The following is a 17,474-nucleotide window of genomic DNA, read 5'->3' on the forward strand; positions in this document are numbered from 1 at the left end:
GCGAGGGCGATCATGGCAGAACTGACCACGTTGGCCCGACCTTACGCTAAGGCTGCCTTTGAGCACGCCCAGGCCCATCAGCAACTGGCCAATTGGTCAGCCATGCTCGGCCTGGCTGCTGCAGTGTCGGAAGACGGCACAATGCAGCGCCTGCTCAAGGCCCCGCGACTGACGAGCGCAGAAAAGGCCGCCGCATTCATTAATGTCTGCGGTGACAAGTTTGATGCACAGGCACAGAATTTCATTCATGTTGCCGCGGAAAACGATCGTCTCCTGCTGTTGCCGGAGATTTCGTCGTTGTTCGAGCTGTACAAGGCCGAACAAGAGAAATCCGTGGACGTGGAAGTCACCAGTGCTTTTGCGTTGAACCAAGAACAGCAAGACAAACTCGCCAAGGTTCTCAGTGCACGGCTCAGCCGGGAAGTGCGCCTGCATGCGACGGAGGATGCCTCCCTTATCGGTGGTGTCGTGATCCGCGCAGGTGACCTGGTAATCGATGGCTCGGTTCGCGGCAAAATCGCGAAACTGGCCGAAGCATTGAAATCTTGAGTTTGAAGGGGCAGCAGAGCAATGCAGCAACTCAATCCTTCCGAAATTAGTGAAATCATCAAGGGCCGCATCGAGAATCTCGATGTAGCCTCCCAAGCCCGCAACGAAGGTACTGTCGTCAGCGTTTCTGACGGCATCGTGCGGATTCACGGTCTGGCCGACGTTATGTACGGCGAAATGATCGAGTTTCCAGGCGGCGTCTACGGTATGGCCCTCAACCTGGAGCAAGACTCCGTTGGTGCGGTAGTACTGGGCGCTTACGACACCCTCGCTGAAGGCATGAGCGCCAAGTGCACCGGCCGCATCCTGGAAGTTCCTGTTGGTAAGGAACTGCTGGGTCGCGTCGTTGACGCACTGGGCAACCCAATCGACGGCAAAGGCCCGCTGGGCAACACCGAGACCGACGCGGTCGAGAAAGTTGCTCCGGGCGTTATCTGGCGTAAGTCGGTAGACCAGCCTGTACAGACTGGCTACAAATCCGTCGACGCCATGATTCCTGTCGGCCGTGGCCAGCGCGAGCTGATCATCGGTGACCGTCAGATCGGTAAGACCGCCATGGCGATCGACGCCATCATCAACCAGAAAGACTCCGGTATTTTCTGCGTTTATGTTGCCGTTGGCCAAAAGCGTTCCACCGTCGCCAACATCGTTCGCAAGCTGGAAGAAAACGGCGCCCTGGCCAACACCATCGTGGTGGTTGCCAGTGCTTCGGAATCCGCCGCACTGCAATTCCTGGCGCCATACGCCGGTTGCACCATGGGCGAGTTCTTCCGCGACCGCGGTGAAGACGCACTGATCGTTTACGACGACCTGTCCAAGCAAGCCGTTGCCTACCGTCAGATCTCCCTGCTGCTGCGCCGTCCACCAGGACGTGAAGCGTACCCAGGTGACGTGTTCTATCTCCACTCCCGTCTGCTGGAGCGTGCTTCGCGCGTTTCCGAAGAGTACGTCGAGAAGTTCACCAACGGCGCTGTAACTGGCAAGACCGGTTCCCTGACCGCACTGCCGATCATCGAAACCCAGGCTGGCGACGTTTCCGCGTTCGTTCCGACCAACGTGATTTCCATCACCGACGGTCAGATCTTCCTGGAATCGGCCATGTTCAACTCGGGCATCCGCCCTGCAGTTAACGCCGGTGTTTCGGTATCCCGTGTGGGTGGTGCCGCTCAGACCAAGATCATCAAGAAGCTGTCCGGTGGCATCCGTACCGCTCTGGCTCAGTACCGTGAACTGGCGGCATTCGCCCAGTTCGCCTCTGACCTGGACGAAGCTACCCGTAAGCAACTCGAGCACGGTCAACGTGTTACCGAGCTGATGAAGCAGAAGCAATACGCTCCTATGTCCATTGCTGACATGGCGCTGTCGCTGTATGCCGCTGAGCGTGGGTTCCTGACCGACGTTGAAATCGCCAAGATCGGTAGCTTCGAACAAGCCCTGATCGCTTACTTCAACCGTGATCACGCCGAACTGATGGCGAAGATCAACGTGAAGGGTGACTTCAACGACGAAATCGACGCTGGCATCAAAGCCGGTATCGAGAAGTTCAAGGCCACCCAAACCTGGTAAGCCGCAGCGGGGGCTTTGCAGCCCCCGCTTGCTAACCTGATAGGTGTTACATGGCAGGCGCAAAAGAGATTCGCAGTAAGATTGCGAGCATCAAAAGCACGCAAAAAATTACCAGCGCCATGGAAAAAGTGGCGGTCAGCAAAATGCGCAAGGCTCAAATGCGCATGGCTGCTAGCCGTCCTTACGCGGAGCGCATCCGCCAGGTGATTGGTCATCTGGCCAACGCCAACCCGGAATACCGCCACCCGTTCATGATCGATCGCCCTGTAAAGCGCGCCGGTTATGTCGTAGTGAGCAGTGACCGTGGTCTGTGCGGCGGCTTGAACACCAACCTGTTCAAGGCCCTGGTCAAGGACATGGCGGTAAACCGCGAACAAGGCGTCGAGATCGATCTGTGCGTGGTCGGCAGCAAGGGTGCAGCATTCTTCCGTAGCTTCGGCGGTAACGTTGTTGCTGCGATCAGCCACCTGGGCGAAGAGCCGTCGATCAACGATCTGATCGGTAGCGTCAAAGTCATGCTGGACGCTTACCTGGACGGCCGTATCGATCGTCTGTCCGTGGTATCGAACAAGTTCATCAATACCATGACGCAACAGCCAACGGTCGAGCAGTTGATTCCGTTGGTGGCAACCCCGGATCAAGAACTCAAGCACCACTGGGACTACCTCTACGAACCTGACGCCAAAGAGCTGCTGGACGGCTTGATGGTGCGTTACGTGGAGTCGCAGGTCTACCAGGCGGTGGTCGAGAACAACGCGGCTGAACAAGCTGCCCGGATGATCGCGATGAAGAACGCCACCGACAACGCCGGTGACCTGATCAGCGAATTGCAGCTGATCTACAACAAGGCGCGTCAGGCTGCGATCACCCAAGAGATCTCGGAAATCGTCGGCGGCGCTGCCGCGGTTTAACGGTTCAAATATTCAGAGGATCCAGCTATGAGTAGCGGACGTATCGTTCAAATCATCGGCGCCGTCATCGACGTGGAATTTCCACGTGACAGCGTTCCGAGTGTGTATAACGCACTGAAAGTACAAGGCGCAGAAACCACCCTGGAAGTTCAGCAGCAGCTGGGCGACGGCGTGGTTCGTACCATTGCGATGGGTTCGACCGAAGGCTTGAAGCGCGGTCTGGACGTTATCGACACCAAGGCAGCCATCTCCGTACCGGTCGGTAAAGCGACCCTGGGCCGGATCATGGACGTCCTGGGCAACCCGATCGACGAAGCTGGTCCGATTGGCGAAGAAGAGCGTTGGGGCATTCACCGTCCTGCGCCTTCCTTCGCTGACCAGGCAGGCGGCAACGACCTGCTGGAAACTGGCATCAAGGTTATCGACCTGGTTTGCCCGTTCGCCAAGGGTGGTAAGGTTGGTCTGTTCGGTGGTGCCGGTGTAGGCAAAACCGTAAACATGATGGAACTGATCCGTAACATCGCCATCGAGCACAGCGGTTATTCCGTGTTCGCCGGTGTGGGTGAGCGTACTCGTGAGGGTAACGACTTCTACCACGAGATGAAGGACTCCAACGTTCTCGACAAAGTAGCCTTGGTCTACGGTCAGATGAACGAGCCACCAGGAAACCGTCTGCGCGTAGCGCTGACCGGCCTGACCATGGCTGAGAAGTTCCGTGACGAAGGTAACGACGTTCTGCTGTTCGTCGACAACATCTATCGTTACACCCTGGCCGGTACTGAAGTATCCGCACTGCTGGGCCGTATGCCTTCCGCAGTAGGTTACCAGCCGACCCTGGCTGAAGAGATGGGCGTTCTGCAAGAACGTATCACTTCGACCAAGGAAGGTTCGATCACCTCGATCCAAGCGGTATACGTACCTGCGGACGACTTGACCGACCCGTCGCCAGCGACCACCTTCGCCCACTTGGACGCCACCGTCGTACTGTCCCGTGACATCGCTTCCCTGGGTATCTACCCAGCGGTCGATCCACTGGACTCGACTTCGCGCCAGTTGGACCCGAACGTCATCGGCAACGAGCACTACGACACCGCCCGCGGCGTCCAGTACGTGCTGCAGCGCTACAAAGAGCTGAAAGACATCATCGCGATCCTGGGTATGGACGAACTGTCCGAAACCGACAAGCAGCTGGTATCCCGTGCTCGTAAGATCCAGCGCTTCCTGTCCCAGCCGTTCTTCGTGGCAGAAGTCTTCACTGGTTCCCCAGGTAAATACGTTTCCCTGAAAGACACCATTGCTGGCTTCAGCGGCATCCTCAAAGGTGACTACGACCACCTGCCAGAACAAGCGTTCTACATGGTCGGCAGCATCGAAGAAGCGGTCGAGAAAGCCAAGAAACTGTAATCCCGGCGCCCCGAAAGGGGCGCTAATCAGGTCGAGGCAAGCAAATGGCTATGACAGTCCATTGCGATATCGTCAGCGCGGAAGGAGAAATCTTCTCCGGTCTGGTCGAGATGGTGGTTGCGCACGGTAACCTGGGTGATCTTGGTATCGCTCCAGGCCACGCGCCGCTGATCACCAATCTCAAGCCGGGTCCGATCACGCTGACCAAGCAGGGCGGCTCCCAGGAAGTGTTTTACATCTCTGGTGGCTTCCTTGAGGTCCAGCCGAACATGGTCAAGGTTCTCGCCGACACCGTGCAACGCGCTGCAGACCTGGATGAAGCTCAGGCGCAGGAAGCCCTCAAGGCTGCCGAAAATGCCCTGAACAGCAAAGGCGCGGATTTCGATTACAGCGCCGCTGCTGCACGTCTGGCCGAGGCCGCAGCCCAGCTGCGTACCGTCCAGCAAATGCGCAAGAAGTAATACGGCGCTTGCCGATCATTTCTGACGCAATTGAGTTAAAGGGTAGCCTCGGCTACCCTTTTTCTTTTTCCGAATTCTTCCCCCCGGTCACATCGCTGATCACCCAGGATTGGTAGCCAGTCAATGTCTCTCGATATCGTTATTCTCGCCGCAGGCCAAGGCACTCGCATGCGTTCCGCATTGCCGAAGGTGCTGCACCCGGTCGCCGGCGACTCCATGCTTGGCCACGTTATCCACAGCGCACGCCAGTTGCAGCCGCAGGGCGTGCATGTCGTCATTGGCCATGGTGCAGAGCTGGTCCGTGAACGCCTTGCCGCGGATGATCTGAATTTCGTTCTCCAGGACAAACAACTGGGCACCGGCCATGCCGTCGCTCAGGCGCTGCCGGCGCTGAGCGCTGAGACTGTGCTGATTCTCTACGGCGACGTACCGTTGATCGAAGTGGAAACCCTCAAGCGCCTGCTGGCGAAGGTCAACGAGCAGCAACTCGGCTTGCTGACCGTCACCCTGCAAGACCCCACCGGCTATGGCCGCATCGTGCGCGACGCCGAGGGCAAGGTCGCGGCGATTGTCGAGCACAAGGATGCCAGCGAAGCGCAGAAAGCCATTCGCGAAGGCAACACCGGTATTCTCGCCGTCCCGGGCGCGCGCCTGACCAAGTGGCTGGGTCGTCTGTCCAACGACAATGCCCAGGGCGAGTATTACCTCACCGATGTGATCGCCATGGCCGTAGCCGATGGTCTGGTCGTCGCCACCGAGCAGCCGCTGGACCCGATGGAAGTGCAGGGCGCCAATGATCGTCGGCAACTGGCCGAGCTGGAGCGTCATTACCAGCTCCGCGAGGCTCGCCGCCTGATGGCCCTCGGCGTAACCCTGCGAGATCCGGCGCGTTTCGATATTCGCGGCGAGGTCAGTGTCGGCCGCGACGTCCTCATCGATATCAACGTGGTTCTGGAAGGCCGCGTGGTAATCGAAGATGACGTCCAGATCGGACCGAATTGCGTGATCAAGAACAGCACCCTGCGCAAGGGCGTCGTCATCAAGGCGAACAGCCATATCGAAGGCGCCGTGCTGGGTGAGGGCAGCGATGCCGGCCCGTTCGCACGTCTGCGTCCCGGCACCGTGCTGGAAGCCCGTGCCCATGTGGGTAACTTTGTCGAACTGAAGAACGCTCATCTGGGCGAGGGCGCCAAGGCCGGTCACCTGACTTACCTGGGTGACGCGGAAATCGGTGCCCGTACCAACATCGGCGCCGGCACCATCACCTGTAACTATGACGGCGCCAACAAGTTCAAGACTGTGCTGGGTGAGGACGTGTTCATCGGCTCGAACAACTCGCTGGTTGCCCCTGTGGATATCAAGGACGGCGCGACTACTGCTGCCGGTTCGACCATCACTCAGAACGTAGAGCCGTCGCAGTTGGCGGTGGGTCGGGCTCGCCAGAAAAATATCGATGGCTGGAAACGGCCGGAGAAGCTCAAGAAGGACTGAGTTATTCACAGGTGAGGAAGAAGGCCGACCTGCAGTGTGCATAAGTCGGCCTTTTTCATTTTCAAGCTGGCTATGTGGATAACCGGCGGGGCCAACAATGTTATCCACATCACTTTTTTCAACATGTGTCTTGACCAAAAGAGCCCGTTAGGTTTTGATTGGCGTCATTAACTTTCGAAACGAAACTTACCGCTAAAATGTCGAAACGAAATACGCCACAACGCCGACACAACATCCTCGCTTTGCTCAATGAAAAGGGCGAGGTGAGCGTGGATGAGCTGGCCAAGCGTTTCGAAACTTCCGAAGTCACCATCCGCAAGGATTTGGCGGCGCTCGAAAGCAACGGTTTGCTGCTGCGTCGTTACGGCGGCGCGGTGACCATGCCGCAAGAGCTGATTGCCGATCAGACCCAACCCGTCTCCCTGTATAAGCAGGCCATCGCCCGTGCTGCGGTGGCGCGAATTCGTGAACATGCGCGGATCATCATCGACAGCGGCAGCACGACCGCGGCGATGATCCCCGAGCTGGGTCTCCAGCCCGGCCTCGTGGTGATGACCAACTCCCTTAATGTGGCCCGTGCGCTGAGCGAACTCGAGCATGAACCGGTGCTGCTAATGACCGGCGGCACCTGGGATCCGCACTCCGAATCCTTTCAGGGCCAGGTTGCCGAGCAGGTGCTGCGCTCCTACGATTTCGACCAGTTGTTCATCGGTGCCGACGGCATCGATCTTGTCCGTGGCACCACCACGTTCAATGAGTTGCTGGGTCTGAGCCGTGTGATGGCCGAGGTTGCCCGGGAAGTGATCGTGATGGTCGAGTCGGACAAGGTTGGGCGCAAGATTCCCAACCTCGAGCTGCCGTGGAGCGGCGTGAACACCCTTATTACTGATGAGCGCCTGCCTGATGAGGCACGCGAACAGATTGAAGCCCGCGGCATAAACGTGATTTGTGCCGCTATCAGCCAGGAGCATTAATTTATGTGTGGAATTGTTGGCGCCGTCGCCGAACGTAATATCACCGCCATTCTGATCGAAGGCCTGAAACGTCTTGAGTACCGCGGTTATGACAGCGCAGGTCTTGCCGTCTTCACCCAACAAGGGGCTCTGGAACGTCGCCGCCGTATCGGCAAAGTCAGCGAATTGCAGGCGGCCGTCGCCGCCGAGCCGCTGATTGGCCAACTGGGTATCGCCCACACCCGCTGGGCAACCCATGGTGCGCCGACCGAGCACAACGCCCACCCGCATTTCTCCGGGCATGAGCTGGCCGTGGTGCACAACGGCATCATCGAGAACCACGAAGCCCTGCGCGAGCAACTCAAAGCGCTGGGTTACGTATTCAGTTCCGAAACCGACACTGAAGTGATCGTGCACCTGCTGCACCACACCCTGAAAACCATCCCGGACCTGACCGATGCGCTCAAGGCCACGGTCAAGCAGTTGCACGGTGCTTATGGCCTGGCGGTGATCAGCGCCAAACAGCCTGACCGTCTGCTGGCCGCCCGCAGTGGCAGCCCGCTGGTGATTGGCCTGGGCCTTGGCGAAAACTTCCTGGCGTCTGACCAACTGGCGCTGCGTCAGGTAACCGATCGTTTCATGTACCTGGAAGAAGGCGATATCGCCGAGATCCGTCGTGAGCAGGTGAGCATCTGGGACGCCAGCGGCGCGCCAGTGCAACGTGAAACCGTGCAATACCACGAAGGTGCGGAAGCCGCGGACAAGGGCGAATACCGCCACTTCATGCTCAAGGAAATCCATGAGCAGCCTGCCGTCGTCCAGCGCACCCTGGAAGGCCGTCTGGGTAGCGACCACGTGCTGGTTCAGGCGTTTGGTCCGAAAGCTGCCGAGCTGTTCGCCAAAGTGCGCAACGTACAAATCGTCGCCTGCGGCACCAGCTACCACGCCGGTATGGTCGCCCGATACTGGCTGGAAGAGCTGGCCGGCATCCCGTGTCAGGTCGAAGTGGCAAGCGAGTTCCGCTACCGCAAGGTGGTGGTGCAGCCGGACACCCTGTTCGTATCGATTTCCCAGTCTGGCGAAACTGCCGACACCCTGGCTGCCCTGCGCAACGCCAAGGAGCTGGGCTTCCTCGGCAGCCTGGCCATCTGCAACGTCGGCATCAGCTCCCTGGTGCGCGAATCGGACCTGACCCTGCTGACCCTGGCCGGCCCGGAAATCGGCGTGGCCTCCACCAAGGCCTTCACCACCCAACTGGTTTCGCTGATGCTGCTGACCCTGTCCCTGGGCCAGGTGCGTGGCACCTTGGCGGCGGGTGTAGAGGCTGAACTGGTCGAGCAACTGCGTCGCCTGCCGGTTCGCCTGGGCGAGGCCCTGGCGATGGACGCCACTGTGGAGAAAATCTCCGAGCTGTTCGCCGACAAACACCACACCCTGTTCCTCGGTCGTGGCGCGCAATTCCCGGTGGCGATGGAAGGAGCGCTCAAGCTCAAGGAGATTTCCTACATCCACGCCGAAGCCTATCCGGCCGGTGAGCTCAAGCACGGTCCGTTGGCCCTTGTGGATAACGACATGCCAGTCGTTACCGTGGCGCCTAACAACGAACTGTTGGAGAAGCTCAAGTCCAACCTGCAGGAAGTGCGCGCCCGTGGTGGTCAGTTGGTCGTGTTCGCTGACGAGCAGGCCGGCATGAGCAATGGCGAAGGCACCCACGTCATCGCCATGCCGCACATCGCCGATGCGCTGGCGCCGATCCTCTACACCATCCCACTGCAGTTGCTGTCGTACTACGTCGCCGTGCTCAAGGGCACCGACGTCGACCAGCCGCGCAACCTGGCCAAGTCGGTTACGGTTGAGTAAGCGAAAGCACGTGTAATATCAGGCTGGCTTTGAATAATAAAGATTGACACAAAATAATAAAGTTTGACACAAGCTATTAAAGTTTGACACAACGCGCAAACCCCCGTATTTACGGGGGTTTCCCGTTTCTGGACCACGCCATTGGTCCGGATTAGCTGCTTCGCTTTTCAGCCGGAGTAGTCTAGGTACGACCCTCTGAGCAGCTCCTCGTGGGCGGTGTTTTCCTAGAACTATTTTTTTGAATGTGAGGTACAGCGCTTCGTTTGGTCTGAGGAGGCAGTGTTGCGCGGTCGTAGGTTTGCTTCGAAGCAGGATATTGAACGGCACATTGCCAACGGATTTGGTGCCGGAGCCGGAGCCAGTTACGTGCCCTGGTTGCGTGTACAGGACGTCCCGTCGCGGGGGCGGTCTCACAAAATCCAAGGCGTGAAAATCGATCGTATACATCACTTTTTGTCCGATCTCGAACGCGCCTTTTTCCTGGTTTGCGAATTCTCTGAAGACGTCGTGGACATCCGTGAGCAGTATCCGCTGCTCCAGGTGGAAAGCACCCAAGCAATTGCCCGGGCAATTGGTGTCCGATATCCGAGATACAAAGGAACCACCCTCCCGCTAGTCATGACGACAGACTTCCTTTTGACCGTGAAGCAGCCGAATGGGGATTTCAGGTCCGTCGCAAGGACAATCAAGTATCAGCAAGATCTCGTCGGGGAGGACTCTGTCCGGACATTGGAGAAATTGGAGATTGAGAGACGATTCTGGATGAGCCAGGACGTGGACTGGAGCATTGTCACCGAGGAGTTGTTCACACCTAATCTGATTAAGAATCTCGGGCTGTTGAGACAATATGCACGGCTACCCCGGCCTCTGATGAGTTCATCTCTGCACTCCGATTTTCTCGAAATCCTTGAGGCTAGTAAGGCTTACCCTTGGTCGACATCTGAGTCTTTGCGAAAAATCGCAACCCGTTTGTCTATACCGTATACCGAGGCGCGGGACATGTTCTTCCATCTTATCTGGAGCAAGATGATTCAGGTCGATTTGAGCAGCGCTCCGCTTCACCTCAAATCGCCGTTACCAGATCTCAAGGTAGTTTATCCCGCCGAGATGACCTCATTCATTGAGAAATTATCATGAATATTTCAGTGAATGAGGTGTTTGAACCTGTAACGGAACACTCTGTGATCTCGTCCATGGTTAGAGTTCTTCACCTCATTGAGGCTCAGGACGCCGTAATGGTGATAGCTCTGACCGAGCCGCCAGGTAAACCTTATCCTTTGGGCCTTGAGGAGCTCAGGCTGTCGTTAGAGTCTGGCGACACCAAGCCGGTAGTGACTGCCGTGCCTGAGTTTCTGCTCGTTCTGGAGGATGACCTCGATGACAGCACTAAGCGTGATCGAGATGAGAAGTGGGCAATTATCGAGCCTCTCCTAGACCCGGCTTATCCAGGACAGATTTTCGTGCAGGGCGAGATGGGCCGGCTGGTTGGGAACAGGGCCGCTGAGCTGGGTATCCAGCGAAAGACCATTTACCGCTTACTGTATCGATACTGGTTTTATGGTCAGGTAAGAAATGCGTTTCTTAAGAACTATTCGGCTGTAGGAGTGGCGAACAGAAACTACTCGCCTGGCGTACGACCAGGACGGAAACCAAAATTTCAGGGGGTACTTGTATCCCCTTGTAAATTGCTCAGTGCTATTGATAAGCGATGCATAAAAGTAGGTTATGCGCTTTATGCAAAAAATAAAACATCATCTCTTCGTATTGCTTACGACAAGATGCTTAAGAAATTTTATTCTGTAAAGGATCTTTCGAAAAACTCGGAAAATCGGGTACGACTTCTTCCGGAATCGGAAATTCCAACATTCACTCAGTTCGACTACTGGGGAAAGCAGTTTTTTGATGAAATTGAAACTGATCGTGGGCGTAAAGGGTTGACGAAGTGGCTTAAGGATTGCCGCCCAATCGCAGGCACTGTTCGCGATTGGCTTCGTGGCCCGTGCCACCAGTTTGAGATCGACGCGACGATTGCGGACATCTACCTGGTTAACAGCTACTCGCGGCGGATGACTATCGGTCGTCCGGTGGTATACGTCGTTGTGGACAGCTTCTCGGGAATGATTGTTGGTCTCTATGTCGGCCTGGAGGGGCCTAGCTGGAACGGCGCTCGGCAGGCATTGTTCAACGCCTTTACCTCCAAGGTGGAGTTCTGTGCGAAGAACGGTGTCGAGATCGCCCCCGGTGATTGGGACTGTCATCATTTGCCACATCAGATCTACGCCGACCGGGGCGAGATGCTGTCCCTTGCAGCAGAAGGGCTGGCAAGCGGCTTGGGCATCGAGATGGGTACGGCACCTCCGTACAGACCAGATTGGAAGCCCATGGTCGAAAGTCGATTCGGTATCCTCAATGATCTAACCGATATCAGGTGGCTTCCAGGCGGCGTTGCCGCACGAGATAAAGAGCGGGGCGAGCGGGACTGTCGACTCGATGCCACGCTGAACCTGAAGGAATTTACCCAGATCGTCATTGAGTCCGTTCTTCATTACAACCGTTTTCATCGGCAGCCGGATCGCCTCACACAGGCGATGATGAACGATGGCGTCGAGCCTACTCCGACGGGCATATGGACCTGGGCTTTGGAGAATGACCTGATTCACGCCAATAACCGGCCTGACGAATTGATCTATCTCCACCTGCTGCCTCGCGAACGAGCCACCGTGCAAAAGGGCGGCATGCTCTTTCGCGGAATGCACTATGTTTGCGAGCTCGCCATCAAAGAGAACTGGTTTGCCAAGGCTCGACGTAATGGTGTCTGGTCGATTGACTGTCGGTTTGATCCGAATTCCGCGGCGCATATCTGGATTCAGGGTGAGAACAAGCAGTTCGTCCGCTGTGACCTTCGAGGCTCGGACTTCAAGTACGCCGACTACCGTTCGGATGAAATCTACGATCTTTTGGAAGCGTATCGACAGTTGCCCCCATCTCATAAACGCGCGGAGCTGGAGAGCCGTGTGAGCTTGGTCGACACGGTCGAACAAATCATCAGCAATGCGCGGGCCGAGCGAAAGGATGAACCAGCTGCCAGCACCAAGGCTGAGGCGGTGGGTAATATCCGCCAAAACCGGTCCGAGGAACGGGAGCGTGAGCGCGAGAATGCGTTTGTTCCTGATGGCGTCCGTGCCGAGCCTGCAAAACCCGCTGCCGACACACCTTTAATTACGCATGATTCGTATGCGGGACCTCGCCGCGCGCAGGTGATCGATCTCCTTAAAAGAACGCGGCCGGGGAAAACTCAATGAAAGGCGCACAAATTTTTGCGAGCTATACCAAACAAGCGATCGCTGAGTACGCGGGAAACCCCTTGATCGAAGCTCTGCCGCCGATTCTTGTTGATACGGATGCTATCGATTTGATATCGAATTTCCCCGAGCCAGTTACACCCGCAGAGCTTGATCTCGACGGTGCAACACGGGTTCACTGCATCGAGCGCTTGAGGACAGTCGTTCAACCTTTCCTGCTGCATTTGGAGCTGGAGTCCATGATTTCCCTGCTGATCCGCCGGGGATACGTTGGACGCAACCCAACCTCACCTACCACGGTAAGGCATCTACATTCCCTGTCAGGGGCCCAGCGTTACCATGACTCATTCAAGTCGACCGCTGACTCGTTCAGTGTTGTAGGCTTGAGTGGAATTGGGAAGTCCACTGCTCTGCACGCCATTTTGAGCCTTTATCCACAGACGATTCGGCATGAGCGTTTTGAGGGCAAGCAGTTCGTCCAAACACAAATCACGTGGCTCAAGCTGGATTGTCCGCGAGATGGCTCGCTTGCTGGATTTTGCCGACAGTTTTTCCATGCCGTTGGTAAGGCACTGGGAGATGCGGATTATCACAAGCGACATCGGTACAGGAACATCGACGATGCGCTGCAGCAGATGGAGCAGGTCGCCAGCACGTTCTACATTGGTGCTTTGCTTATTGATGAGCTTCAGAACCTTCACTTGGCGAAGACGGGTGGGAAGGACAGCATGCTCAACTTCTTCCTCCACCTCGTAAACAATATCGGAATTCCTGTCGTGTTCATCGGTACGAATTCGATGATCAGCCTGTTCTCTGACGTTATGCGTGTTGCACGGCGCAGTTGCGGTGGCGGTATGGTCGAATTCAAGCGATTCGAGAAAGATGATGAAGAGTGGCAGTTTCTGGTTCAGAACCTCTGGAGTTATCAATGGTGCAAGCAGCAGGCTGAACTCACTCCCAAAATTTTCGACGCGCTGTACGAGCACACCCAAGGCGTAACGGACTTTTTGGTTAAGATTTTGGTACTTAGCCAGCGATATGCTATTCAGAGCGGTGTTGAGTGTCTGACTGCCGAGATAATTACCCAGGTCAGTAATGCCAAGATGCAGATTCTCAAACCGGCTATCTCGGCTTTACGCAGCCGCAACCCTGCACGTATGCGGCAGTTCGACGACTTGCTTCCTATCGAGGAGCAGCTGATAGCCATGATGGCGTTTGACGGACTCCCTCGCTCAGAGCGTATTGCATTGCTGCGTGGTGTGACGCCGCACTCTAAGCCGGAGACCCAGGCTCCCACAGCTGTAGAGAGTAAGCCTACAGCTCCTACCGCGCCCGCAGCTGTTGCTGTGGAATCATCGGAGGCAAAGGCCTTGAGTCAACAGCCTGACACCCTGGCAGCGCTGAAGTCAGCTGGTTGGATCTCTACGGACCTCTTTGAGTTTTCACCAAGCTACCGTAAATCATGATTCGAGGGTATGGAGATGGGGCTCAAATTCCATTTCTTCCCAGCAGCTTTTCTCGACGAGACACTTCACAGTGTCCTCTCTCGATACGCCCGGCTTTGTGGAGGTAGCCGTAAAGCTGCCTTCGCTGGCGAGCTCGCCGCGGCCTCGTTTACGCAGAACGTGGCGTTTCCGAGTCGGTTGGCTGATTTGGCCGAGTTACTTCCCCACGGCACTGATCTCTCCGTTGCTCGAATCATCGAGCTGCATACCGTGTTGCCTTACTACGCACCCTTCCTCACCCATGACCAAATGCAGCACGCTCAGGGCGTGATGGCGGTAGATGGTAAAGGACTGATGCTGAAATTGGGCATCAATGCCAGTCGGATCGAGGGCGCTTCGAGAGTGCGGTTTTGTCCCCTGTGTATCGACGAAGATATCGCTCGGGATGGGGCGGCCTACTGGCATCGAACCCACCAACTACCCGGTGTTTTGGTATGTCCCGACCATTGCCAGTTGCTAAAGGTAGTGGATCACGGCTGGCATAGCCGAAACTCACGACAGCTCAATCTTCCAGACGATGACGAAGTACAAGGCCATTCAGTCCAACTGGAGGTTGCCCAAGAGTACGTCCCCAGGTTGCACCAGGTCGCATTGAACTCACAGCAATTGCTCCGTTCACGTCTAGGTCCGCTAGCCGCTACTGTAGTGCAATCCTTTCTCCTGCAAGGCGCTGCAGCTCTTGATCTGGCTTGCGGTGAAGCGCATCGGTTGGATCTGTGCCGTTTGGCTGCGCATATGAACAGTTTTTTCAACGAACTCCCGGTCGCAGGGGAGTATTCGATTCTTCGTGAGGCCTCTCCAGGACTGCCTGCGACTTGGGTTACCAAGCTGCTTCGAAGGCCCAGAGGCACCCACCATCCTCTCAAGTACATCTTGCTGGCCAGCGCTTTGAAAGTTGAACTGGCAAGCATCCCACACACTGGGGAGCTGCTATTGCCCAGGGAGGGGAGAGCACTGCCAATTGAGGTCCGCTCATCACACCTGAGGGTGGCGAGTCCCAGAGTTGAAGAGCTGGATGGTCTGCCAGCGGCAGTTTGGAAGCTAGCGCTTTCCGGACACGATGCATTGAGGATCGCCGACTCGCTGAATGTGTCCGTGGTTTACGTTTATCGGGCCATCCGCGCCGTGGAAGGTGGTCCGAGCGCCTGGCGAGAAGCGAGATTTTTAAACGAGCGCCGGCAGCGGCGAACAGCCTTTGAGGAGGCTCATCGTCGGCTCCAGGCTCGCGAATGTCGTGATTATGCGTGGCTCTATCGATGCGATCGCGCATGGCTTACGGACTGCATCGCGGAGCATCGCAATGCCCACGGAGGCCGGGCGCATAGTGCCGGCGTATTCGTTGTCCTCGACGCGGAACTTGCTGAGCAGATCAGAAGTTGTGCTCAGAGGCTTCGAGCAGTATCTGGAAAACCCGTTCGAGTATCGCGTACCAGGATTGGTAGGGAGCTCAACGCACTGTCGCGGTTCGAGAAGCAACTCGCCAAACTCCCACTCTGTGCGGGAGCATTGGAGCAGGAATGCGAGTCTGCTGAGCAGTTTCATCGTCGGCGTCTGCAATGGGCTCAGGAGAAACTGTTGTCGGAGCAACGAAGCGTGACTCAATCGTCGTTGTACCGCACTGCCTGCATAAGGCCGAGGGTGTCGTCCAAGAAGGGTAAAGGCTTTTAGCCGGCAGGTACCGCGCGAGCTTCAAGCTGACGGGCTCGGCCCACCTGTCCACCTGATCCATAGTGTTACGATGTCAGCCAATCCCAAAAATGGAGTCATCAAATGTCGCGCTTGGCGGAGTTTCGTCAACTTGAACAACAGCTTGCAGCTCAGCTGGCTGAACTAGAAGCATTGAAAAACGATGAGGGCCTTAAACGCGAGATCGAGTTTGAGACAAAGCTTCGAGCCCTTCTGGCCGAACATGGCTTTGGCCTGCCGCAGGTGATTGAGTTGCTGGATCCGAAAGCCACGATCGTACGCCCTGTCAGGGAGCCCAAGATTAGAGCGGAGCGTAAGCAGCGCGCGCTGAAGGTCTACCTCAATCCTCACAGTGGTGAGGTCATCGAGACAAAAGGGGGTAACCACAAGCGCCTCCAGTACTGGAAGTCAGAACACGGCGCTGACACGGTCGAGTCGTGGCTTCAGCGATGAATGAAAGGAGACTGATCCTTGATTGGTCTCCTCCCCCCCGATTTGGGCTCTGAATCTGAACTCAAATGAACTATAAATTTTTCCTGAAAGCCACGTATTACATGGGCTAGAGAAGGAAAATCGGTATGCCTCCATCTAGATAAGGCGGCGCGAGATCTTCACAGTTGAGCCTTGATCAGTTTTCGGAGCTGCAACAGTGAAAAACCTACTTAGTTTTTTTGAGAAAGCGCTTTCCTCCAATCCAGTTAATCTTGCGTTATTTTGCTTAATGATCAGCCTTGCGCTGATGTTCTATGTTGTCTGGCTTGCATGGGGGAAGGCGTGATGGCGGCCAAGAGTGAGTGGGCGAAGCTGCCGATCAGATGGATCCACGAGGGAGCTCTTGTAGACTTCCGCGGCCGATCAACCAGGCCAAGCAGCCGATTGTTTTTGCACCTTGTGCAGCCAGAGGTCGATGCTCCTGCACTGCGCAACGAGAGCCTGGCAGCGCTCAAGCTCTTTCTGGTGCTGTGCTGCCGCGCGGACTTCTCCACAGGAATGGCCAAGGTCACCTATACGGAGTTGTGCAAGCTTGGTGTGATGTCTAGAGCGGTGGTAGCGCGGTCCCTTCTCAGACTCGAAAATGCCGGATTGATCGCTCGCGAGACGCGCGCCCTCAAGAGTGGGTCCTTGATCAAAATCGAGAAATGGAATGATGACTACGGTTGGGGGAAAATCCCGAAGCTGTGGCTATACGACGGCAACCTCGGACGTATGCTGCGTTTGAGCGAATTCAACTTTACGCAGCTGTCATTTCACGCCATGAAGATCTATCTGGCGATCTTGGCATTCCGAGATCGCCGCGGAATAGCGACCATCAGCTACGACCGTCTGGCGAGCTACACAGGGGTTCCCAGACATCACATCGCCGATACGATCACGCAGCTGTATGCCATGGAGCTGGTCTCGTTCCGCCCTGGTGAGTTTCACAACGAGCATCAATTTGACCGGACGAACCGATATTTAGTGCGAGGTTTCGATACGCGGTGGCCGGCGCTCGAAGAGGAGGACAAGCCGCCTGTCCGAAGCGCCGCTGCGCCTCAGCGCCCTTCCCAGGAGAATGTTGCCTCTGCCTTGGAATTCGTAAAGCCGAGCGAAAACTGAGTTTGTGGGTGGTGGTCAGCTCGCCATGTGATGCACACATTTTTTCAAGAAAGTGTTAAAGAATGAATCGCCCCTGGTTTCCTAGACACTCTCCAAGCTCAGGAAATAGCGTTTCTCATACTCTACTGGAGACAGCTGCATAGCACTGCTGTGTCGGCGTTTAGGGTTATAGAACATCTCGATGTAATCG

15 protein-coding genes are annotated in these 17,474 nt (G+C 56.3%); 14 read left to right on the top strand and 1 reads right to left on the bottom strand.

The annotated features are described in order from the left end of the window. Positions 1-12: 12 nt before the first annotated feature. The 14 genes from CKW37_RS26320 to CKW37_RS26385 all read left to right on the top strand — a co-directional run bounded on the left by CKW37_RS26320 (position 13) and on the right by CKW37_RS26385 (position 17,284). Positions 13-549 (top strand): F0F1 ATP synthase subunit delta, encoded by a 537-nt coding sequence (locus CKW37_RS26320; protein WP_095159126.1) that lies wholly within the window; start codon positions 13-15, stop codon positions 547-549. A gap of 21 nt (positions 550-570) precedes the next feature. Further along, positions 571-2,115: a F0F1 ATP synthase subunit alpha gene (atpA, locus tag CKW37_RS26325; RefSeq protein ID WP_095159127.1), complete on the top strand. Its 1,545-nt coding sequence runs from the start codon at positions 571-573 to the stop codon at positions 2,113-2,115. A gap of 50 nt (positions 2,116-2,165) precedes the next feature. Next, a complete protein-coding gene (gene atpG, locus CKW37_RS26330) occupies positions 2,166-3,026 on the top strand; it encodes a F0F1 ATP synthase subunit gamma (RefSeq protein WP_095159128.1) in 861 nt (286 codons plus the stop codon). Between the two features lie 27 nt (positions 3,027-3,053). Then, complete coding sequence (gene atpD, locus CKW37_RS26335; protein WP_095159129.1) at positions 3,054-4,430, top strand: F0F1 ATP synthase subunit beta; 1,377 nt, start codon at positions 3,054-3,056, stop codon at positions 4,428-4,430. A gap of 44 nt (positions 4,431-4,474) precedes the next feature. Beyond that, positions 4,475-4,891, top strand: a complete 417-nt coding sequence (locus CKW37_RS26340; protein WP_095159130.1) for a F0F1 ATP synthase subunit epsilon — start codon at positions 4,475-4,477, stop codon at positions 4,889-4,891. Positions 4,892-5,014: 123 nt separating this feature from the next. After that, on the top strand, positions 5,015-6,382 hold the full coding sequence (gene glmU, locus CKW37_RS26345) for a bifunctional UDP-N-acetylglucosamine diphosphorylase/glucosamine-1-phosphate N-acetyltransferase GlmU (protein ID WP_095159131.1): 1,368 nt from the start codon (positions 5,015-5,017) through the stop codon (positions 6,380-6,382). A gap of 197 nt (positions 6,383-6,579) precedes the next feature. Then, positions 6,580-7,356, top strand: coding sequence for a DeoR/GlpR family DNA-binding transcription regulator (locus CKW37_RS26350; protein ID WP_095159132.1), 777 nt, complete (start codon positions 6,580-6,582; stop codon positions 7,354-7,356). Positions 7,357-7,359: 3 nt separating this feature from the next. Next, positions 7,360-9,195 carry a glutamine--fructose-6-phosphate transaminase (isomerizing) gene (glmS, locus tag CKW37_RS26355; protein WP_095159133.1) on the top strand — a complete coding sequence of 612 codons (1,836 nt, stop codon included), beginning with the start codon at positions 7,360-7,362 and terminating at the stop codon, positions 9,193-9,195. 282 nt (positions 9,196-9,477) lie between these two features. Beyond that, positions 9,478-10,332, top strand: a complete 855-nt coding sequence (locus CKW37_RS26360) for a TnsA endonuclease N-terminal domain-containing protein (protein WP_037061886.1) — start codon at positions 9,478-9,480, stop codon at positions 10,330-10,332. Next, positions 10,329-12,497 (top strand): Mu transposase C-terminal domain-containing protein, encoded by a 2,169-nt coding sequence (locus CKW37_RS26365; RefSeq protein ID WP_043860658.1) that lies wholly within the window; start codon positions 10,329-10,331, stop codon positions 12,495-12,497. Before CKW37_RS26360 ends, CKW37_RS26365 begins: the two co-directional genes overlap by 4 nt. Next, positions 12,494-13,963 (top strand): ATP-binding protein, encoded by a 1,470-nt coding sequence (locus tag CKW37_RS26370; protein WP_009405347.1) that lies wholly within the window; start codon positions 12,494-12,496, stop codon positions 13,961-13,963. The genes CKW37_RS26365 and CKW37_RS26370 overlap by 4 nt, the downstream gene beginning before the upstream one ends. A 9-nt stretch (positions 13,964-13,972) precedes the next feature. Next, positions 13,973-15,670 carry a TnsD family Tn7-like transposition protein gene (locus tag CKW37_RS26375; RefSeq protein WP_318533164.1) on the top strand — a complete coding sequence of 566 codons (1,698 nt, stop codon included), beginning with the start codon at positions 13,973-13,975 and terminating at the stop codon, positions 15,668-15,670. 102 nt (positions 15,671-15,772) lie between these two features. Continuing rightward, the gene (locus tag CKW37_RS26380) at positions 15,773-16,141 is read left to right on the top strand and encodes a histone-like nucleoid-structuring protein, MvaT/MvaU family (RefSeq protein WP_009405343.1); all 369 of its coding nucleotides are present in this window, start codon (positions 15,773-15,775) and stop codon (positions 16,139-16,141) included. A gap of 324 nt (positions 16,142-16,465) precedes the next feature. Next, the gene (locus CKW37_RS26385; protein ID WP_009405342.1) at positions 16,466-17,284 is read left to right on the top strand and encodes a hypothetical protein; all 819 of its coding nucleotides are present in this window, start codon (positions 16,466-16,468) and stop codon (positions 17,282-17,284) included. Between the two features lie 81 nt (positions 17,285-17,365). On the opposite strand, the gene CKW37_RS26390 is transcribed toward CKW37_RS26385, so the two are convergent. Next, positions 17,366-17,474: IS3 family transposase (locus tag CKW37_RS26390; RefSeq protein ID WP_135192744.1), on the bottom strand; the 109-nt coding region annotated here is incomplete at its 5' end.

Origin of the sequence: Pseudomonas sp. Irchel 3E13, assembly GCF_900187455.1 — a bacterium.
GTDB lineage: Bacteria > Pseudomonadota > Gammaproteobacteria > Pseudomonadales > Pseudomonadaceae > Aquipseudomonas.

What these genes read in the sequence shown, in the direction of transcription:
- glmS (WP_095159133.1), top strand. Translation starts at nt 7,360, where the DNA reads ATGTGTGGAATTGTTGGCGCCGTCGCCGAACGTAATATCACCGCCATT.
- CKW37_RS26380 (WP_009405343.1), top strand. Translation starts at nt 15,773, where the DNA reads ATGTCGCGCTTGGCGGAGTTTCGTCAACTTGAACAACAGCTTGCAGCT.
- CKW37_RS26350 (WP_095159132.1), top strand. Translation starts at nt 6,580, where the DNA reads ATGTCGAAACGAAATACGCCACAACGCCGACACAACATCCTCGCTTTG.
- CKW37_RS26340 (WP_095159130.1), top strand. Translation starts at nt 4,475, where the DNA reads ATGGCTATGACAGTCCATTGCGATATCGTCAGCGCGGAAGGAGAAATC.
- atpA (WP_095159127.1), top strand. Translation starts at nt 571, where the DNA reads ATGCAGCAACTCAATCCTTCCGAAATTAGTGAAATCATCAAGGGCCGC.
- glmU (WP_095159131.1), top strand. Translation starts at nt 5,015, where the DNA reads ATGTCTCTCGATATCGTTATTCTCGCCGCAGGCCAAGGCACTCGCATG.
- CKW37_RS26385 (WP_009405342.1), top strand. Translation starts at nt 16,466, where the DNA reads ATGGCGGCCAAGAGTGAGTGGGCGAAGCTGCCGATCAGATGGATCCAC.
- CKW37_RS26370 (WP_009405347.1), top strand. Translation starts at nt 12,494, where the DNA reads ATGAAAGGCGCACAAATTTTTGCGAGCTATACCAAACAAGCGATCGCT.
- CKW37_RS26320 (WP_095159126.1), top strand. Translation starts at nt 13, where the DNA reads ATGGCAGAACTGACCACGTTGGCCCGACCTTACGCTAAGGCTGCCTTT.
- CKW37_RS26375 (WP_318533164.1), top strand. Translation starts at nt 13,973, where the DNA reads ATGGAGATGGGGCTCAAATTCCATTTCTTCCCAGCAGCTTTTCTCGAC.
- atpD (WP_095159129.1), top strand. Translation starts at nt 3,054, where the DNA reads ATGAGTAGCGGACGTATCGTTCAAATCATCGGCGCCGTCATCGACGTG.
- atpG (WP_095159128.1), top strand. Translation starts at nt 2,166, where the DNA reads ATGGCAGGCGCAAAAGAGATTCGCAGTAAGATTGCGAGCATCAAAAGC.
- CKW37_RS26365 (WP_043860658.1), top strand. Translation starts at nt 10,329, where the DNA reads ATGAATATTTCAGTGAATGAGGTGTTTGAACCTGTAACGGAACACTCT.